We start from the raw sequence: 16,735 nt of genomic DNA on the forward strand, positions 1-16,735 counted from the left end.
GCCAGCGGATGCAAGATTCGCCAGCCTCGTCATGCTGAACGCAATCAATATCCTGTGCACACAGGGTGAATGGGAGAAGGCGCGCACTTATTTGAATGTCGCCGTGCGCTTGAACGCGGAGCTCCTGCCTACTGTCAAAGATGATGGCGAATTAATACGCCGATGCGAGTTTACGTTTAGATAACTGCTGAGGTGCTGGTGTGGCGCGTCAGCAGGCAGCCTGCAAAAAAAATGCCTTGCACCATAAGATGCAAGGCATTCTTCGGTTGCCGGAATCTGCTGGAATTCGGGTGCCGAATCAGACCTTGAACAGGAAGTTCGGTCTGAAATCCGCCTCGCTTCCAGGCCATATCGTAAGATCGTACCCGGTTCTGTATCGGTTTTCTGATCAAAAGCGCAGACCTGTACTTGTCGCGCGCGCAGTGTGCGCGCCACATGCCCGGTACGTTTCTATTACATTGGAAGGACAAGAAAGAGAGCACGCACAGCTTGCTGAATTGAATGGCCACCTCAAGACGCATACCACGAAACATTCGCGGCAGCGATGGCCCACATGCTCACTTACTCCAATCCAACCGTTCAACGCTTTTATCTAAACCAGCAGCGCGCCATGTTGGTGGCCTACTTACCCCCTCCTGAGTAATTTACGCAGCGTGACCGTGCTCGGAAGGTATGGCGACAGGTCGACTGGCCTTGATGTGATGTCGGAATAGACGCCGGTAAGCATCGGTGCGAATGCTCCAGTCCCAACGTTTAATCCATTGCTGGTTCTCTTGTGAAAGCACATGTAACAAGTGCCGCTTTTTCACCAGTTCCTCAATGGCGTCAGCCAGAAGGACGGGATTGCGCTCCTTGAGAATGAAGTGCTTTTGTTGCGGACCGAATGCCTCGGACACAATGCCGACGTTGGTACTAATGACTGGCACACCGCAGGCCATCGCCTCGAGCACTGGATTGGGCGTTCCCTCGCCTTCGGAACAGCAGATTAGAATATCTAGTGAGTTGTAGTACTCCGGCATCCTAGCGTGCGATATCTGACGGATTTCGCGATCTGCAAAGTATTCTTCGACGACGACGCCCCGCGCTTTCAGCAGATCCAGTGCTGGCCGCAGGATAGTGTGGAAACCCTTTGGATCTCGAAGACGGCCTTCTTCAGTATGCGCATTCCACGCACTGTTACCAGCCCAGCCAACGCGCAGGGGCCGATGCTCGTTCCCAATGAAACGCGCCGTAGAAGCCGGCTTGAATTTCGTCAGATCGACTCCATCGGGTGTTTCCATATCCGGATCAGGATAGCCCTGGATGTCTTGATAGATGCGCTGCAATATGCGCGAACTGACGGTGTACCCCTTCGAAAGTTGCGTAAAGAGCGGGAGACGATGGGCAATCTCGGATTCGGTCAAGAACAAATGGTCGAAAACACTGAATGTGATCGGACGTGGCGAAATGACCTGAGACACAAAATCGTTCCAGCTGCCATAGAGCTGATCTATTCTATTGCGCTGCCACGGTTCAGAAATGCACGACAGAGGCTCGCGCCAAAGATAGTGGACCAAGTCGTAGTCCTTGGTCATTTCAAGCAGCAACATCGGCTGCTCCACATCACGAGATGTCAAGAGGTCGAACTCGAATTCATCCGAAACGTGCTTGATGATCTCACGGGCGATGTTCGCCAGAGCCCAACTATCGGAATCCACGATCAAGGCGACACGCGGTCGACGCGGACCTGACTCAGTGGAAACGGTGTTATTCTGGCGACCTTTGTGAACGTCCAATCCAAGCTCTCGCTCTCGTTGGCCCACCCAGGTGTCTACACCTTCCGTCCACACCCTGTACCCGTGTTTCTTCTCAAAGTGGGTAGCGGCAGCTTCGAGCCGAGCACGAGCAAATCGAGCTCGCTCGTAATCGATGTCGTCGGTGCTGTCCGGTTTCGGGTGATCGTGCACTAAAGCTCTGACATCGCTGGCTCCGACCTTTAACCCAGCGCGGAATAAGCGTACTGAAAATTCAAAGTCTTCGAATCCAACAAACATCCCCTCATCGAAACCTCCTTGCGCCAAAAACGTGTCCTTTCGGAACACTGATGCGCATCCCGACATGAAAGTGCCTAGATAACCTGGACCGTCCTGGCCAGTGTAGTTCTGACGATGGGCTGTACCGCCACCGATGATGAACTCATTCATGTCAAACGAAAGATAAAGATGCCCGCCTCGAATGAAATTGGTGGTGGCATCTTCGTTGAGCACGGCCATTGTCATAAAATGACAGCCGAGTATGGCCAGGTCGTTCTGGACGTCCGGAAGCGGATTCTTGATGAGATAGACGTCGTTATCCAAGCTCATCACCCAATCGGTGCGAACGTGGGGCATCGTCCTGTTCCGTCCGCCGGATACGCCGTAGTTCTGCCCAAGCATCTCGATACGCCAGCGGAATGGCATTCCCTCCAAGTAGCGACGAAGCGCGTCGAGTTCCTCTTCGCTCGATCCGTTATCGATGACGAGGACTTCGCCCTTGAAGTTTGGAATCTGATCAGCGATGGAACGACAGAGCTTGATGGACAGCTTGCTGCGATTCAGCGACAAGAACGTAATGGTGAGATGCTCACCATTTAGTCCGATGTTTGCCCCCTCTCTCCGTCCGGAGTCTGCATTCAAGAACTCGTGATACCGATGGGTGATGTAGGGCCTCGTTTCGAGACCGCTTTCCAGGTTGTGGATGTTATCTTGCATGGCGTCGACGGATAGAACTGAGTGCAGTACCGACAAAGTGAAGGATCGGGGTGGGAATGGCCTTGCGAATTAACCACCAGATTTTAATGACTTTCCAGGGCATTTGGCTGAGTTGCTTCCGTGCCAACTCAAGTTCGCCGCGTACAGCATCGAGCCTCGCTTGCATTTCCGAAGCTGCGTGCTCGTGTTCGCCGCATACAGCATCGAGCCTCGCTTGCATTTCCGAAGCTGCGTGCTCGTGTTCGCCGCATACAGCATCGAGCCTCGCGTGCATTTCCGAAGCCGCGTGCTCGTGTCGATAGATCGCCCTCCAAGCCAGCGCCACTTCAGCTTGCGCGGCACGGCGGGACATTCCCAAGCGCTCGACTTCCCTTTCTGTGAAATGCAGTTTCTCGCTGTAATTGGCGACGGAATCCGTCAGAACAGTCAACTTATTGTTTGTCACCACTTCTTGTGATTTCGCTTGCTCGAGTTGTTCCTTACTCGCAAGCAGAGCTGCATTCAGCGATTCGATTTCATCGATCAACGCCAGTTCCCGGCTGTGCGCATCCTGGAGCTTCTGAGCCTCCTCTTCCTTGGCAACAGATCGCTGGGGCGAAACATCACTCGCGTGGCTCGTTGGATCAGGTTTGATGGCCCAAACCCCATCCCGCGGGAAGAGTATTTGGCGCCCCAGATTCATTGATACCGGATATCCCGCGAAGATTGTCTTATTTTTCGCTTCTGCACCCCAGACGCCGACATAAAATGCCGCCTCTGCAGGAGTGACATCACTCTCGACCTGTGATGGAACATAAACGGCTGAATCGATAGGCTGGAATTCAAGCATTGCATCGAGTGGCGTCGTAGCGTCGCCGCTCAGCAATTTACCCCCATGCCCCGCGACAGAAAAGCCAATGCCTAACGTACCCAAATTCCAGGAATCAGCCTTACCAAGCACACTCTCGGCGAGAACTTGGAACTCTTCAAATGTGAATCGGCGTTTATGGAATTCATTCTGGCCACCGAGATCGTAGTACCAGTAGTCGTTCGGGGCAGAAATGATAATCGTTGCATTCGGAGCTGCAGCATCACGAATGTTTTTCAGGAACAGTTGCGGGTCGTCAACATGTTCAATCGTCTCCAATGAAATAATCAGATCAAATTTCTGCTCGGAAATTAATTGCGTCAATTGCTCCCCCGGACTCACAGCAAAACGTACGCGTTCGTTCGAAAAGCGCTCGTTTGCCGAGGCTACAGCGTTCGAAGATACATCGACGCCTAGGACAGACTGCGCCCCCCATTCAGCCATGAGCCAGGATCCATATCCTTCGCCACAAGCAATATCCAAAACCTTGCGGTCTGCGCAATGTTCTTTCGCAGTAAGATAGCGAGCGATGTGAATCGCTGCCTCGATCGCGACATAGCGGGACGAGCCGCCGAACTCTAAACGCTCCATGATTCTCTTTTGTATTAGTTAAACAAATGCGCTGAACGGCCTTATCGGGCAGTCTGCACAGCGGCTTCTTGACCAGCCAGTTTTCTCATTTCTTCGGACTCTGATTGCTTTGGCGAATCACGATCCGTTTCAGACACATAGCGGACTTTGAACGCGAAGAACGGTTTTTCAATTAAAACGTACGTCAGCCCGGAAAAGAGCAAGACAGCTGGCAACCCCATAAAGGTTGCCGTCATCAGCACGTTCAATGTCCAGTTGTCGGTAAAAGGAACAACGCCGATGTAGCGCTGGAGTTGTGGGAGCGCTACATACTGCATTACGTAGACCGAAAAGCTGGCTGCACCAAACTTGGCTAGTGTGTCTTCTAAGGATGCCGGAATACGCACGTTCCACGATAGATAAGTTACAGCAAACAACATCCACGCCAGCGCTTCGAGTGCCGGCCAGATAATCCATATCGGCGATCCGGCCGTGCCGCTGTACCCCCCCAATTTCAGATTGAATGCCGTCATCAGCCCCAACATCATAGCGGCGGCCAGCGGAAAAGAAACAACGCTACCAAAATAGCGATGCCGCTTGTTATAAACAATTGCACCAAGCATGCCAATGATAAACTGATCCATCCGGCCGAGGATGGTCCAGTATCCGAAGTCCCGGCCATCGCCGTACAAATTGAAATAGCAGCCCTTGATAAGAATGAAGAGGCCAAGCAGACCCAATAGGTAACGCGGACCACGCGTATTGGCAAATTTATTGAGAAAAGGAAAGATTGAGTAGAACTGAAATTCAACGCCTATAGTCCAGAGCTGTCCGAAATAAGGCAGTACCAGGGCCGAGTAGAAATTAGCTATCGGTAATGCGAACAACACGATGTCTAGCGGCTTAAAGTCCCAGCGCTTAGTGCTAAACGCGATGAACAGCGCAAAAATATAGAGGGGAAATATGCGGATGACACGTGCAAGAATAAATCGCCCGTACTTGATTTCTTTCCCACGACCGATATGTGCGAAGATGAATCCACTCAAAACCATGAACAACGCAACGCCAGTATGGCCGTCAGCGACAGTCGCGATTAGCGGATTGGCCGAGCGATATCCACTGCCAATAAAGTCGTGAAAGAAGTGATAGAGAACGACGAGAGCCGCCGCCATGAAGCGCAGATGATCGAGGCGCGAGAGATAAAGTGTATTAACTTGAGCGCCGTGGCTGCTCGCCCGCGCGGCTTGCCTGGGAAAGCCCCATTGCAAAGCCAGTAGCGCGATGCCAGCTACAACAATGAAGATTGCGACCGCCGCAGCGGCATTCGCAAACCCTATAAAGCTCGACCATGGCGCCAGTGACACCAACTTTATGGAGAAAGTCTTGCCGAATGGGTCATAAAGATCGAGATGGGTAAGCTTACCGTTAATGACAACATCCAGCGTTCCGCTCTTTGACGTGGCGGTAAGCATCAAATAGTCGAGCGAGAAGACAAGTCCGTCCCAACGCAGAGTCGGAGAATTTTCTTCGGTTGATGCGGATGTTGTAAATGTATTACCCGTACGATTCCACCCGTGCGCGACAACAGAATTGGCGACACTGACAGGCAACGTCACAGATATGTCATTGCCGTTAGAGAGTGAATTGCGATCGGTCTTCGCGATTAGCGCAACGTGTAAAGTGGGTTGCGCCGACGTTATGAGAAAAGCAAAACTCGCGAGCACAGCGAGTGAAACTGCTATACATAGCCGGAGGGAGCGGGTGAGGCCATCATACGTATTTCCGACTTGCATTTAAGACCATTCCGCCACTAAGGGCCGTCCGTTTTCAAAGCGTTCATTATAATTGAAATTTCCTCTTCGCAAAGCGTTATCCCCGCTGTCTTGGTCCGCTGGCGCTGCGGCATGCGTCTCTGCCACGGTGGGCAAAATCGCTGCTGCGTTCAGGCATCGCGCGGGTCAGAGCGGCGCGCCAGTCGAGCCGTGAGACATTGACCCAGCAATATTATCGGTCCACATGTCAGGACGCTGCTGCTCGATGAACTCGACCACGGCATGCCGCCGTCCTCCCATTAACGATCACCGATTGCGCCTGATCGTTGACCTTTTCCCATGCCAGACAGAGTCGCGCCTGCGTGGCATTGCCGCTATTGTCTGCCGCTCGCAAAGGCGACGGTTGCGCGCTTGGGCGAGCAGAGCGCGAAGCGATGGCAGATCTGGTCGAAGTCCTCTCCTGGCGCGACAGTGCGCTCCAGGCGTGGCGCAAGCTTTCTCAGGATCGGGACTAGAACGAGACACTCGCTGACATAAATTCATCCAAGTGCCTAATCCATAGGTTAAAATGCCACCCCTTGATCTATGGTCGTTGCATTCAAACAATGAATAACAGTCCTACTGGAAGCGCGTTGCTGGATATCGTTGCAGCAGCCAAGCGCATTTCGCTTGTCGGGGTGCTCGGCTGGCAGGACGTGCGCGCCCGTTACCGCCGCTCGGCACTGGGTCCGTTCTGGATCACGCTGAGCATGGGTATCATGATTGGCACCATCGGCATCGTGTTCGGGCAGATTTTCAAGTCTCCAATGCACGAGTTTCTGCCGTTCTTGACCGTTGGCTTGATCCTGTGGAGCTTCATCTCGGCCCTCATCACCGAAGGCGCAACTGGCTTCATCAACGCCGACAACATCATCAAGCAGTTGCCGATTCCGATGTTCGTGCACATCATGCGCATGATCTGGCGTAATCTGCTCATCCTTTTGCATAACCTGGTGATTTTTCCGATCGTGCTTCTTATTTTCGGCAAGCCGCTCGGCTGGATTGCACTGCTGAGCATTCCGGGCCTTGCGCTCGGCATTCTCAACCTCAGCTGGATCGCCCTGCTGCTCGCTATTGTTTGCGCACGCTATCGCGACCTGCCACAAATGGTGGCCAGCGTACTGCAGGTAATTTTCTACCTGACGCCGGTCATGTGGATGCCCGCGCTGCTGCCGAAGGATGCCGGCATCTATTTGCTTGACCTCAACCCGTTCTACCATTTGCTCGAAATTATCCGCGCTCCCCTGCTCGGCGTGGCGCCGAGTGTCACCAACTGGGTGGTTGCAGGTGCGTTGGTGGTCGTCGGATGGATCGTGGTGCTGTTCGTATTCGGCCGCTACCGGCGCCGTATCGCCTACTGGCTGTGAAGTGACTTATGGCTTCTATTGAATTCAAAGACGTTGCCGTCGATTTTCCGATCTACAACGCGAGTGGACGCTCACTCAAGAAGCGCCTGATCTCGGCCGCCACTGGCGGGCAGATTGGGGCAGACCCGCTTGGCCGCGTGGTCGTGCGAGCGCTCGAAGGGCTGTCCTTCACGCTTCGCGACGGTGACCGCGTGGGCCTGCTGGGCCACAACGGCGCCGGCAAGAGCACGCTGCTGCGCCTGCTCAGCGGCGTATATATGCCATCGCACGGCAGCGCCCGAATCGAGGGTGAAATCGGTTCGCTGATCGACATCTCGCTCGGTATCGACCCGGAAGCAACCGGCCGCGAAAACATCTATCTGCGCGGTGCCCTGCTGGGAATGGGCAAGGCGGAGCTGAAAGATCGCATGGAAGAGATTGTCGCGTTTTCCGAACTGGGTGACTTCATTGACATGCCGCTGCGCACTTACTCGAGCGGCATGCATCTGCGCCTGGCATTCGCGGTGTCGACCACGCTGCGGCCAGAGATCCTGCTGATGGACGAGTGGCTCTCAGTGGGCGATCAGGGCTTCAAGCACAAGGCCGAGGAGCGCATGCGTGAACTGGTCCAGGCCACCAACATCCTGGTCATTGCGAGCCACTCGCGCGAACTGGTGCTGGAGACGTGCAACCGGGCGATCTGGCTCGAGCATGGCAAAATCCGTATGGACGGGCCGGCTGAAGAGGTTGCCGATGCCTATTTCGGGAACTGAGCATGGAACGCATGTATCGCAGCGGCTTTGATCTCGATGTCGCGCCGGCGACGCGGCGCGCAGACTGCTAGCACCGCCAACGGAGGTGCCGAGCGAGCCATGATTGCCGAGTCCGTCGTGATACCGGAGGCGCCGATCTCGCACGATATGAAGCGCAAAGACGTGCGCAGCATAGTGAAACGCTTGCTGCGTTGCCCCGTAGTCGTGCGGACGGCGCTCTTGAATTCGAGGCTTAAGCCGGAGTACGGGCCGCTGGGACCGGACGTGAGCAGGACCGATATACTCCGCCTCATGCCCATCGCTGATACAGCCGGCCCATGCGTCCGCTGCACGAAGCGTGCTTGCTTGTGCACCTTGCCTCGATCCATAAATGTCCCGATATACAATCAACTTCTCATTCGTAATGCGAAGGTCACCAGTTCGATTCCGGTCAGCGGCACCAGTATTTCATCCCTAGATCCGTCCAAGTGATTGATTTGTTAGGAATTCAGGGAAGCCTTTCCAGCAAGAGTGGTCCACAAATGGGTATCACACCCGTATCATTCACGCTTGGCTGCACTATTCAGCACGTCTAGGATTTGTGCAGGCGCGATACTCTTGACAGGCAATGCTCCGATCTTCGGCAAGACCACTCGCGCCAACATATCTAAGCGGCGCACCTTCGTCGTATCTTCCCAGGCCTTCACGCCATTCGGCTTCCCCTCCAAGTACAGGCTGGTAGGATTGCAACGACCTCTGCCGGACAGAGATGGATAGAAAAAGCCCCGGCTCTATAGGGAAACCGGGGCTTTAGTTGTCCATCAGAATCCAGCGGATTCCGACCTCATGCTTAGACGTTGAACAAGAAGTTCAACACATCCCCATCCTTGACCACGTATTCCTTGCCCTCGGCGCGCATCTTGCCCGCTTCCTTGGCGCCGGCTTCGCCTTTGAGGGCGATGTAGTCGTCATACGAAATCGTCTGCGCGCGGATAAAGCCGCGCTCGAAGTCGGTGTGGATCACGCCGGCCGCCTGTGGGGCGGTGGCGCCGACCTTCACGGTCCAGGCGCGCACTTCCTTGACGCCCGCGGTGAAATAGGTCTGCAGGCCGAGCAGTTTATAGGCGGCGCGGACCAGGCGGTCCAGGCCCGGCTCTTCCATGCCCATGTCGCCCAGGAAGGCGGCCTTGTCGGCGTCGTCCAGGTCGGCGATTTCCGCTTCGATCGCGGCGGAAATCGCGACGATTGGCGCGTTCTGCTTCTTCGCGAACTCGGTCAGCTGGTCCAGCAGCGGGTTATTCGTGAAACCGGTGTCGGACACGTTGGCGACGAACATCGCCGGCTTGGCGGTGATCAGGTGCAGGTCACGGATCAGGAGCATCTCGTCGGCGTCCAGGCCCATGGTGCGCACCGGCTGGCCTTCGTTCAGGTGCGGCAGGATGCGCTCGCAGATCGCCACCAGCTTGGCCGCGTCCTTGTCGCCCGAACGCGCCTTCTTGTTCTCGCGGTGGATCGCCTTTTCGACAGCAGTCAGGTCGGCCAGGGCCAGTTCGGTCTGGATGACTTCGATGTCGTCGATCGGGCTGACTTTACCAGCGACGTGGATCACGTTGTCGTCTTCGAAGCAGCGCACCACGTTGACGATGGCATCGGTCTCGCGGATGTGCGACAGGAACTGGTTGCCCAGGCCCTCGCCCTTCGACGCGCCGGCCACCAGGCCCGCGATGTCGACGAATTCGACGATTGCCGGCACAACGCGCTCCGGCTTGACGATGTCGGCCAGCGCCTGCATGCGCGGGTCCGGCACCTCGACCACGCCGACGTTCGGCTCGATCGTGCAGAATGGGTAGTTCTCAGCAGGGATGCCGGCCTTGGTCAGCGCATTGAACAGGGTGGACTTGCCGACGTTCGGCAAGCCGACGATGCCGCATTGGAGACTCATGGGAATTCTTTCATTCGATGATGGTGGTGCCAGCTGCTGCGGCCCCGAAACCCGACATTGTAACCGGGGACGGGTTTGAATGCCGCAAAAACAGGCGCATGCGCGCGACCGGCGGGGACACGGCGCCACACCGGGCCAGCACGGATGAGCAGTTAGCGTGCTCAGGCCGTCCGGGCGTGTCTGCTACACTGATTTGTTCATTAAACAAGCATAGCGCACCCGATTGATCCAGCCTCCTGCCCCCGACGGCTTGCCGCCCGTGCTTGCCGGTCCTGTCCTGCGCCGCCTGGAGCCAGGCCGCCTGGTGCTCTGGCTGGTCGGCAGCGCGCCGCTCGAGCTGACCCTGGTGCTGGCGCCCACTGCCGGCGCGCCACGGCGCCTGGTGCTCGACGCGGGCCGCTGTCGTGTGATCCGCGTCGGCCGCCACGCCTGCGTGCACCTGATCGATGTCGCGCTGCCAGAACCGCTGCCGCAAGACACGATCATCGAATACGATCTGCTCCTCACGCAGGGCGATGGCAAGGAGGCCGGCATCGCGGATTGGGCGCCGCACCTGCTGCATACCGGGGCGACGCGGCCGAACCTGGTGCTGCGCAGCCGCAGCGACAATATCCTGTATGGCTCGTGCCGTAAGCCGCACCATCCGGCGCCTGACGGCCTGGCGCGCGCCGACGCCCTGGTGGCCGAGCACGTCGAACGGGCCGAGGAACGTCCCGCCATGCTCATGCTGTGCGGTGATCAGGTGTATGCCGACGATGTGGCAGGTCCGATGCTGGCGGCGGTCCACGCGCTGATCCGGCGCCTGGGCCTGTATGGCGAATGCCTGGAGGGCGCTGTCGTCGCCGACAGCGAGGCGCTGTACGGCCATCCTGCCAGTTACTACCGGCGCCAGGAGCTGCTGCCTGCGTTCAGGTCCAACGAAGCGCTGCGCGACCGCTTTTTCGGCGGCGCGGAAAAGCCGATTTTCACCACCGCCAATGCGCACAACCACCTGGTCACCCTGGCCGAGGTGATGGCCATGTACCTGCTGGTCTGGTCGCCCGTGCCATGGCAGCTGGTGGCCGATGCCCCGGCGCCCGCGCTGGAGCCCAGGCATCTGGAGCGCTGGCGGCGCGAGTCAAGCGTGCTGGCGGGCTTTTGCCGCGAACTGCCGCAGGCTGCGCGGCTGCTGGCGCACGTACAGACCCTGATGATCTTCGACGACCATGACATCACCGATGACTGGAACCTGTCGGCCAAATGGGAAACCACCGTCTACGAGCACCCGTTCTCGCGCCGCATCGTGGGCAATGCGCTGATCGCGTATATGCTGTGCCAAGGCTGGGGCAACTGCCCCGATGTATTCGCGCCGGCGCTGGATGAGTTGGCGGCGCTGGCCGTCACCGCTGCTCCTGACGACCGGCTGGACGCACCGAAGCAGGACGCGCTGATCAAGCGCCTGCTGTCTTTCCGCCAGTGGGGTTTCGTCGTACGCACCACGCCCACGATCATCGTGCTCGATACCCGCACCCGGCGCTGGCGCAACCGGCGCTGGCCCGGCCATCCCTCGGGCCTGATGGATTGGGAATCGCTGACCGAGCTGCAGCACGAGCTGCTGGACGAAACGGCCGCCGTCATCGTCTCGCCGACGCCGATGTTCGGGGTCAAGCTGATCGAGGTGGTGCAAAGGATCGCCACCTTCGCCGGCCTGGCCTTGACGGTCGACGCCGAGAACTGGATGGCGCATCGTGGCGCGGCCAGCTGCATGCTCAATATCTTCCGCCATTCGCGCACCCCGGGCAATTACGTGGTCCTGTCGGGCGATGTGCACTACTCGTTCGCCTACGATGTCGAAGTGCGCGACTCGGACCGCACGCCGCACATCTGGCAGATTTCCAGCAGCGGCATCAAGAACGAATTCCCGCGCCGCCTGCTCGACTGGCTCGACCGCCTCAATCGCTGGCTGTATTCTCCGCGCTCGCCGCTGAACTGGTTCACCCAGCGCCGCGATCTTGCCCTCACGCCCTATCTGCCCGACGCGCGCCAGCACGGTGAGCGCGTCTGGAACGGCGCCGGCATCGGCCAGGTATGGCTTGACGCCCAAGGGCGGCCAGTGCGCATCGTGCAGCACAATGCCGATGGCCGGCCGTCGACCCGCTTCATGGCGCCGGAACCGGGAGCATCCCCTGCGGCGGCTATCGCGCAGTCCTTGCGCAAGCGCTGATTCCGCAAGCCGCTTAAATGGCGCGCAGGCGCGACAGGTCAGGCCGCTCGATGAAGCCAGCCAGTTCGTCCCGCAAGCGCTGCCCTTCCCCCATCGCCTGCGACCAGGCCTTGATGCGACCATCGTGGTCCAGGCCGAAATGCTTGAAGTCGCTCCGGTCCGGCAGCTTGGCGCGCGGCAGCGTTTTAACGAAGGCCGGTGACGGCGCGACGATCAGCACGTTGTCGAGCCAGCCGCGGTTCGGCCCGCGCGCGCAGCGGCGCCAGGGCATCGCCTTGTCCAGCCAGCCCGGCACGATGTGCTCGTTGAAATGCGGGTAGAGCACGATCGCATCGGGTTCCTCGCGCTCCAGGCGGCAGTAAGGCAGCGCCAGGTGGTAGTCGATGATGCCGCCGTCCCAGTAGTGCCCGGGCGGCGCGCCCTCGATGCCGGTTACCGGCGGCATGATCAAGGGCAGCGTGCCCGAGGCGAGCAGGCTGGCCGCCAGGTTATTCGGCGTGAGCGTGGAAAAGTGGGTCGTAAAACCGTCGAAACCTTCGCGCAGCCAAGTGGCTTGATGCCTGGCGTCGGCGAGCACGACCCGCTCCAGGTAATGCGCCAGGCGCGCGCGCGAAGCGAAGTTGGTGAGCGCGGCGGCCGCGAAGCCGCGCATCTCGGCGCGCCGGTGCGCGGGTTCCGCCAGCGCGCCCTTGCCGCGCACGGCCAGCAGGTGCAGGCGGTGCTGGGGGTGCTTCAGGATGTCGTCTTCGTGGCCGCGGATGAATTCGTGCAGGAAGCCCTGCACCGTCTCGTTGATCTGGCGGGGACTCGGCTTGGTGGTGGTGTAGCGCTGGCCCGTATAGAGCTCGCCCAGGCGGGCAAAGGCGCGCGCCGGGTCGCGCTGGCAGGCGGCCGCCATGCGCCAGGCGCCGATCGAGGAGCCGATCAGGCTGCGCTCGCGCGGACTGGTGGGCAGCCACTCGCCGAACACGTATTGGTCGAGCGCCTGGAAGATCAGGCCCTTGGGACCGCCGGCGGCGGCGGGAATGACGGCGATGTCGGCGGCAGACAAGCCCTGCGCGCGGATACGGGCCAGCGCGCGTGGGCCGGCGTGGAAGGAAAGTGCACTCATGTGTTGAATTATGGCAGGACAGGCGCGGGCGTGCTGACAGTGCCCTTCCCCTGGCATGCACCGCAACGGTGCATGCCAGAAAAAATTGCGCTGAGCACTTTAATGCAGCGCAGAATTCAAGCTGGGCAATATCAAGGCCCGGTGCCGTTGCGCTTGTCTTTCTGCTCATCCGTTTCTAAGCTCGATGCATGCGTTGAAGTCGCGCCGCACCGATCCCGCATCGCGCCTTTCCTTTCGACAGGAGTCATCATGAAGCCGCGCCTCGCGCTGTTGTGCTCGCTGTTCTGCTGTTCCCTCGTGGCTTTCCTGTTCGGGTCTACGGCCCTGGCCGGCTCGCATCCGCCGATTGGCGGCGGGCCGCCCTACCAGACCCAGCCCGGCACGCGCGAGCTGCCGCCGCGCTACACGCCGCCGCCGGGCCCGAATGCGAAAGCGCGCCTGGCCTACTGGAACGAGCTGGCACTGCGCCTCAATGCGCTCGACCATACCGCGTCCATCGCGGGCACCGCGGCGCTCGACGCCGAGCAGCTCGGGCCGACGCGCACCAGCCGGGTCATGGCGATTGTCCAGATCGCCATCTACGACGCCCTGAATGCCATTCTCAGGCGCTATCCGGGCTATACCGGCCAGCTGCCTGCGCTTGCCGACAGTTCGCAGGATGCCGCCATTGCCCAGGCGGCGCACGACACCCTGGCCGCACTCTATCCGCGCCAGGCCGCGCGGCTCGATGCCTGGCTGCGCGAGGACCTGGCACGCCTGCCGGAAGGACGCACCAGGCTGGCCGGCATCGACGTCGGCCGGCGCGCAGCGGCGGCGATCCTGACATTGCGCGCGAGCGACGGGACTTATGACGAGGAGCCCGTCGTCGGCGAAGATTACGAAGTCGGCTATGTCCCGGGCGTGTGGCGTCCCGACCCGGTCAGCAACAGCCCGATCGCACTGGGCGCCTACTGGCAGCGGCTGACGCCGTTCGTGCTGCCCTCGATCGCCCAATTCCGGGTGCCGCCGCCGGCGCTGGCGAGCGAGGCCTATGCGCGCGCGTTCAACGAGGTAAAACAGCTGGGCGGCGATGGCGTGCGCACCCCTACCCGGCGCACGCGTGAGCAAACCGTTATTGGCATTTACTGGGCTTACGACGGCGTGGCCTGGATCGGCACACCGGTGCGCCTGTACAACCAGGTCGCCATGCAGCTGGCCCTGCGCCGCTGCAGCGACGCACTCGAACTGGCACGCGTGATGGCGCTGGTGAACGTGGCCATTGCCGACACGACCATGGCGGTCTGGCAGGCGAAGTACGACTACGATTTCTGGCGGCCGGTGACGGCGATCCGCGAAGCCAGTCCCGGCAGCGGCCCCACCGGCCTGGGCGACGGCAATCCGGCCACCCATGGCGATCCGGGCTGGACGCCGCTGGGCGCGCCGGCCAGCAACCTGATTGGTCCGGACTTCACGCCGCCCTTCCCGGCCTATGTGTCGGGCCACGCGGGCCTGGGCGGCGCCACCTTCCACATGCTGCGCCGCCTGTACGGCGACCGGGTGCCGTTCACCTTCGTGTCCGACGAGTTCAACGGCATCACGCGCGACAATGACGGCCGGGTAAGGCCGCGCCTGCCGCGCAGCTACGCCACGTTGTCGCAGGCCGAAGAAGAAAACGGGCAGAGCCGGATCTACCTGGGCGTGCACTGGCAGTTCGACATAACGCGGGGAGTGGCCTTGAGCCACCAGGTCGCCGACTACATCTTCGCACGCGGTCTGGTGCGTCCCGGCGCGGCGCCGGCCGGGGCGCCGTGAGATCCGGGTGCAAGCCTGCTTGCCCTGGTATGGGCTAACAATATGGTGGCACCCGCACTGCCGGGGAGTAGCCCGGAAAGCGCGGCGGCCGCGAAGCCGCGCATCTCGGCGCGCCGGTGCGCAGGTTCTGCCCGTGCGCCCTTGCCGCGCACGGCCAGCGGGTGCAGGCGGTGCTGCGGGTGCTTCAGGATGTCGTCCTCGTGTCCGTTGGCTATTCCTTCGCCGCCAGGAGCTGCAGGAACTCATCGGAGTCGAAGCCATTCTTCATCTGCTGGCCACGCACCAGCAGGAAGGGCGTTCCGTTGGCTCCGTAGGCGAGGAACTCGCGCTCGCACGCGGGCTGGATGCTCATGTTGCATTCCTTGAAGGCGAATCCATAGCCCGACAGCCAGGACTTGGCCTGGGCGCAGTACACGCACTCGGTGGTCGTGTACATCACGACCTCGCCCGGCCTGACCGTCGATGCCAGCGCGCTCAGGTCGTCCACGGTCGGCTCGGCCGCTGCCTGGGGCAGGGCGCGCCATGCCTGCTGGGCGTACCAGCCGCCCCATGCCAGCGCAGCGAGCAGGATCAGCTTGCCCCACGGGATAGCCCGGGGCTGCTCCGGTACGGCCGGCAGCACGCGCCGGACGGGTGCGCCCTGCCCGACCTTGGCATAGCAGACCCCGCAGGCCGGACATTGCCACTCCGGATTGTCGGCATGCGCGGGCCGCACGTGGTGGCACTTGGGGCAGATGGTAGGCATACGGATACTCCTCCTTATTTTTGGGGCGCGCTCAGAACCCGACCCGCAGGTCACCCTCGATGCGGTAGCGGTGCGCCGAGCCCACGGGATTGGTCGGCGTGTCGCGGTACAGCCGGAACACGATATAGTCGTTCTCCGGTGCCAGCCAGCTCTCCTTCTGGGCATCGACCGTGCGCCAGGTGCCGTCGAGGTAGAGCTGGGCCCAGTTGTGGTAATCCTGGGCGCGCGGCGCGGCATCGCGGCCGGCCACATAACCGCCGGCCATGCGGGCCGGGATGCCGTTGGCGCGCGCCAGCGCCACCACCAGGTCGGCGTATTCGGTGCAGTCGCCGCGCCGGTTCAGCAAGGCGTGCACGGCGCCGAAGTCGTCGGCCAGGTAGCCCGCGTAGTGCAGGTTGGTGCGCACCCAGTCGTAGATGGCGCGTGCGGTGCCGAGCTGCGCCGGCCGGCGCAGCTCGGCGGCAAGTGCGCGAATGCCGGCATCGTCCGACTCGATGTAGCGCTCTGCGCCCAGCCAGGCTTCGCGCCCGGCCAGCGCGTTGCCGGTGCCGGCCGCGCCTTCCGGTGCAAGCTCGACCTCGGCGTTCAGCGTGACCGTTTTTTGCGCCAGTGCCGGGAAGTGCTCGAAGGCCAGTGCCAGCACCTGGTGCCCGAGCGGGTCGCTGTGGACGGCGTGGGGCATCGATACCCGCATGCCCTGCAGCCGCTGCGACGGGGCCAGGCTCGCCGGCAGGTAGCACCAGAAGGCCTGGCGCTCGAGCGGACGGTCGAGCGGGTTGGAAAATGTCAGCGTGAAGCGCAGGCGGCGCGATGCGGCCGCAGCAAGCGCCGCCTGCGGCCAGGCCACGGCCGAGGCGATGCATCCGAGGAAGCGGCGCCGGTCCATTG

At 60.5% G+C, this 16,735-nt stretch carries 12 protein-coding genes; 4 read left to right on the forward strand and 8 right to left on the reverse strand.

Annotated elements, in window-relative coordinates; all coding sequences use genetic code 11:
• Nucleotides 1–644: 644 nt before the first annotated feature.
• Genes NMB41_RS22350 through NMB41_RS22360 form a run of 3 tightly spaced genes read right to left on the reverse strand, consistent with a single transcriptional unit; the run spans nucleotide 645 to nucleotide 5,939 of the window.
• On the reverse strand, nucleotides 645–2,729 hold the full coding sequence (locus NMB41_RS22350) for a glycosyltransferase (RefSeq protein ID WP_494379969.1): 2,085 nt from the start codon (nucleotides 2,727–2,729) through the stop codon (nucleotides 645–647).
• Nucleotides 2,719–4,167: a class I SAM-dependent methyltransferase gene (locus NMB41_RS22355; RefSeq protein WP_494379970.1), complete on the reverse strand. Its 1,449-nt coding sequence runs from the start codon at nucleotides 4,165–4,167 to the stop codon at nucleotides 2,719–2,721. The genes NMB41_RS22350 and NMB41_RS22355 overlap by 11 nt, the downstream gene beginning before the upstream one ends.
• Before the next feature lie 41 nt (nucleotides 4,168–4,208).
• Nucleotides 4,209–5,939, reverse strand: coding sequence for an acyltransferase family protein (locus NMB41_RS22360; RefSeq protein ID WP_494379971.1), 1,731 nt, complete (start codon nucleotides 5,937–5,939; stop codon nucleotides 4,209–4,211).
• Nucleotides 5,940–6,523: 584 nt separating this feature from the next.
• Here NMB41_RS22360 and NMB41_RS22365 point away from each other — a divergent pair.
• Nucleotides 6,524–7,324, forward strand: a complete 801-nt coding sequence (locus NMB41_RS22365) for an ABC transporter permease (protein ID WP_494379972.1) — start codon at nucleotides 6,524–6,526, stop codon at nucleotides 7,322–7,324.
• An 8-nt stretch (nucleotides 7,325–7,332) separates the two neighbouring features.
• Complete coding sequence (locus NMB41_RS22370; RefSeq protein WP_494379973.1) at nucleotides 7,333–8,076, forward strand: ABC transporter ATP-binding protein; 744 nt, start codon at nucleotides 7,333–7,335, stop codon at nucleotides 8,074–8,076.
• A gap of 539 nt (nucleotides 8,077–8,615) precedes the next feature.
• On the opposite strand, the gene NMB41_RS22375 is transcribed toward NMB41_RS22370, so the two are convergent.
• Together NMB41_RS22375 and ychF are read right to left on the reverse strand one after the other, a co-directional pair.
• Nucleotides 8,616–8,720: a hypothetical protein gene (locus NMB41_RS22375; RefSeq protein WP_494382890.1), complete on the reverse strand. Its 105-nt coding sequence runs from the start codon at nucleotides 8,718–8,720 to the stop codon at nucleotides 8,616–8,618.
• A 185-nt stretch (nucleotides 8,721–8,905) separates the two neighbouring features.
• Nucleotides 8,906–9,997: a redox-regulated ATPase YchF gene (ychF, locus tag NMB41_RS22380; RefSeq protein WP_494379974.1), complete on the reverse strand. Its 1,092-nt coding sequence runs from the start codon at nucleotides 9,995–9,997 to the stop codon at nucleotides 8,906–8,908.
• A gap of 259 nt (nucleotides 9,998–10,256) precedes the next feature.
• Here ychF and NMB41_RS22385 point away from each other — a divergent pair, with 259 nt between their 5' ends.
• Nucleotides 10,257–12,200: a metallophosphoesterase family protein gene (locus tag NMB41_RS22385; RefSeq protein WP_494382891.1), complete on the forward strand. Its 1,944-nt coding sequence runs from the start codon at nucleotides 10,257–10,259 to the stop codon at nucleotides 12,198–12,200.
• Between the two features lie 13 nt (nucleotides 12,201–12,213).
• Here the strand turns inward: NMB41_RS22385 and NMB41_RS22390 are convergent, their stop codons facing one another.
• Nucleotides 12,214–13,311 carry a patatin-like phospholipase family protein gene (locus tag NMB41_RS22390; RefSeq protein ID WP_494379975.1) on the reverse strand — a complete coding sequence of 366 codons (1,098 nt, stop codon included), beginning with the start codon at nucleotides 13,309–13,311 and terminating at the stop codon, nucleotides 12,214–12,216.
• Nucleotides 13,312–13,560: 249 nt separating this feature from the next.
• On the opposite strand from NMB41_RS22390, the gene NMB41_RS22395 reads away from it, so the two are divergent.
• Complete coding sequence (locus NMB41_RS22395; protein ID WP_494379976.1) at nucleotides 13,561–15,102, forward strand: vanadium-dependent haloperoxidase; 1,542 nt, start codon at nucleotides 13,561–13,563, stop codon at nucleotides 15,100–15,102.
• 211 nt (nucleotides 15,103–15,313) lie between these two features.
• Here NMB41_RS22395 and NMB41_RS22400 read toward each other — a convergent pair whose 3' ends face one another.
• Together NMB41_RS22400 and NMB41_RS22405 are read right to left on the reverse strand one after the other, a co-directional pair.
• Nucleotides 15,314–15,847 carry a glutaredoxin family protein gene (locus NMB41_RS22400; RefSeq protein WP_494379977.1) on the reverse strand — a complete coding sequence of 178 codons (534 nt, stop codon included), beginning with the start codon at nucleotides 15,845–15,847 and terminating at the stop codon, nucleotides 15,314–15,316.
• Nucleotides 15,848–15,878: 31 nt separating this feature from the next.
• Nucleotides 15,879–16,733, reverse strand: a complete 855-nt coding sequence (locus NMB41_RS22405; protein WP_494379978.1) for a transglutaminase-like domain-containing protein — start codon at nucleotides 16,731–16,733, stop codon at nucleotides 15,879–15,881.
• Nucleotides 16,734–16,735: the final 2 nt, after the last annotated feature.

It is taken from the genome of Massilia sp. FBCC-B171 (assembly GCF_059134155.1).

What these genes read in the sequence shown, in the direction of transcription:
- NMB41_RS22405 (WP_494379978.1), bottom strand. Translation starts at nt 16,733, where the DNA reads ATGGACCGGCGCCGCTTCCTCGGATGCATCGCCTCGGCCGTGGCCTGG.
- NMB41_RS22355 (WP_494379970.1), bottom strand. Translation starts at nt 4,167, where the DNA reads ATGGAGCGTTTAGAGTTCGGCGGCTCGTCCCGCTATGTCGCGATCGAG.
- NMB41_RS22365 (WP_494379972.1), top strand. Translation starts at nt 6,524, where the DNA reads ATGAATAACAGTCCTACTGGAAGCGCGTTGCTGGATATCGTTGCAGCA.
- NMB41_RS22350 (WP_494379969.1), bottom strand. Translation starts at nt 2,729, where the DNA reads ATGCAAGATAACATCCACAACCTGGAAAGCGGTCTCGAAACGAGGCCC.
- NMB41_RS22395 (WP_494379976.1), top strand. Translation starts at nt 13,561, where the DNA reads ATGAAGCCGCGCCTCGCGCTGTTGTGCTCGCTGTTCTGCTGTTCCCTC.
- NMB41_RS22390 (WP_494379975.1), bottom strand. Translation starts at nt 13,311, where the DNA reads ATGAGTGCACTTTCCTTCCACGCCGGCCCACGCGCGCTGGCCCGTATC.
- NMB41_RS22375 (WP_494382890.1), bottom strand. Translation starts at nt 8,720, where the DNA reads ATGTTGGCGCGAGTGGTCTTGCCGAAGATCGGAGCATTGCCTGTCAAG.
- NMB41_RS22400 (WP_494379977.1), bottom strand. Translation starts at nt 15,847, where the DNA reads ATGCCTACCATCTGCCCCAAGTGCCACCACGTGCGGCCCGCGCATGCC.
- ychF (WP_494379974.1), bottom strand. Translation starts at nt 9,997, where the DNA reads ATGAGTCTCCAATGCGGCATCGTCGGCTTGCCGAACGTCGGCAAGTCC.
- NMB41_RS22370 (WP_494379973.1), top strand. Translation starts at nt 7,333, where the DNA reads ATGGCTTCTATTGAATTCAAAGACGTTGCCGTCGATTTTCCGATCTAC.
- NMB41_RS22360 (WP_494379971.1), bottom strand. Translation starts at nt 5,939, where the DNA reads ATGCAAGTCGGAAATACGTATGATGGCCTCACCCGCTCCCTCCGGCTA.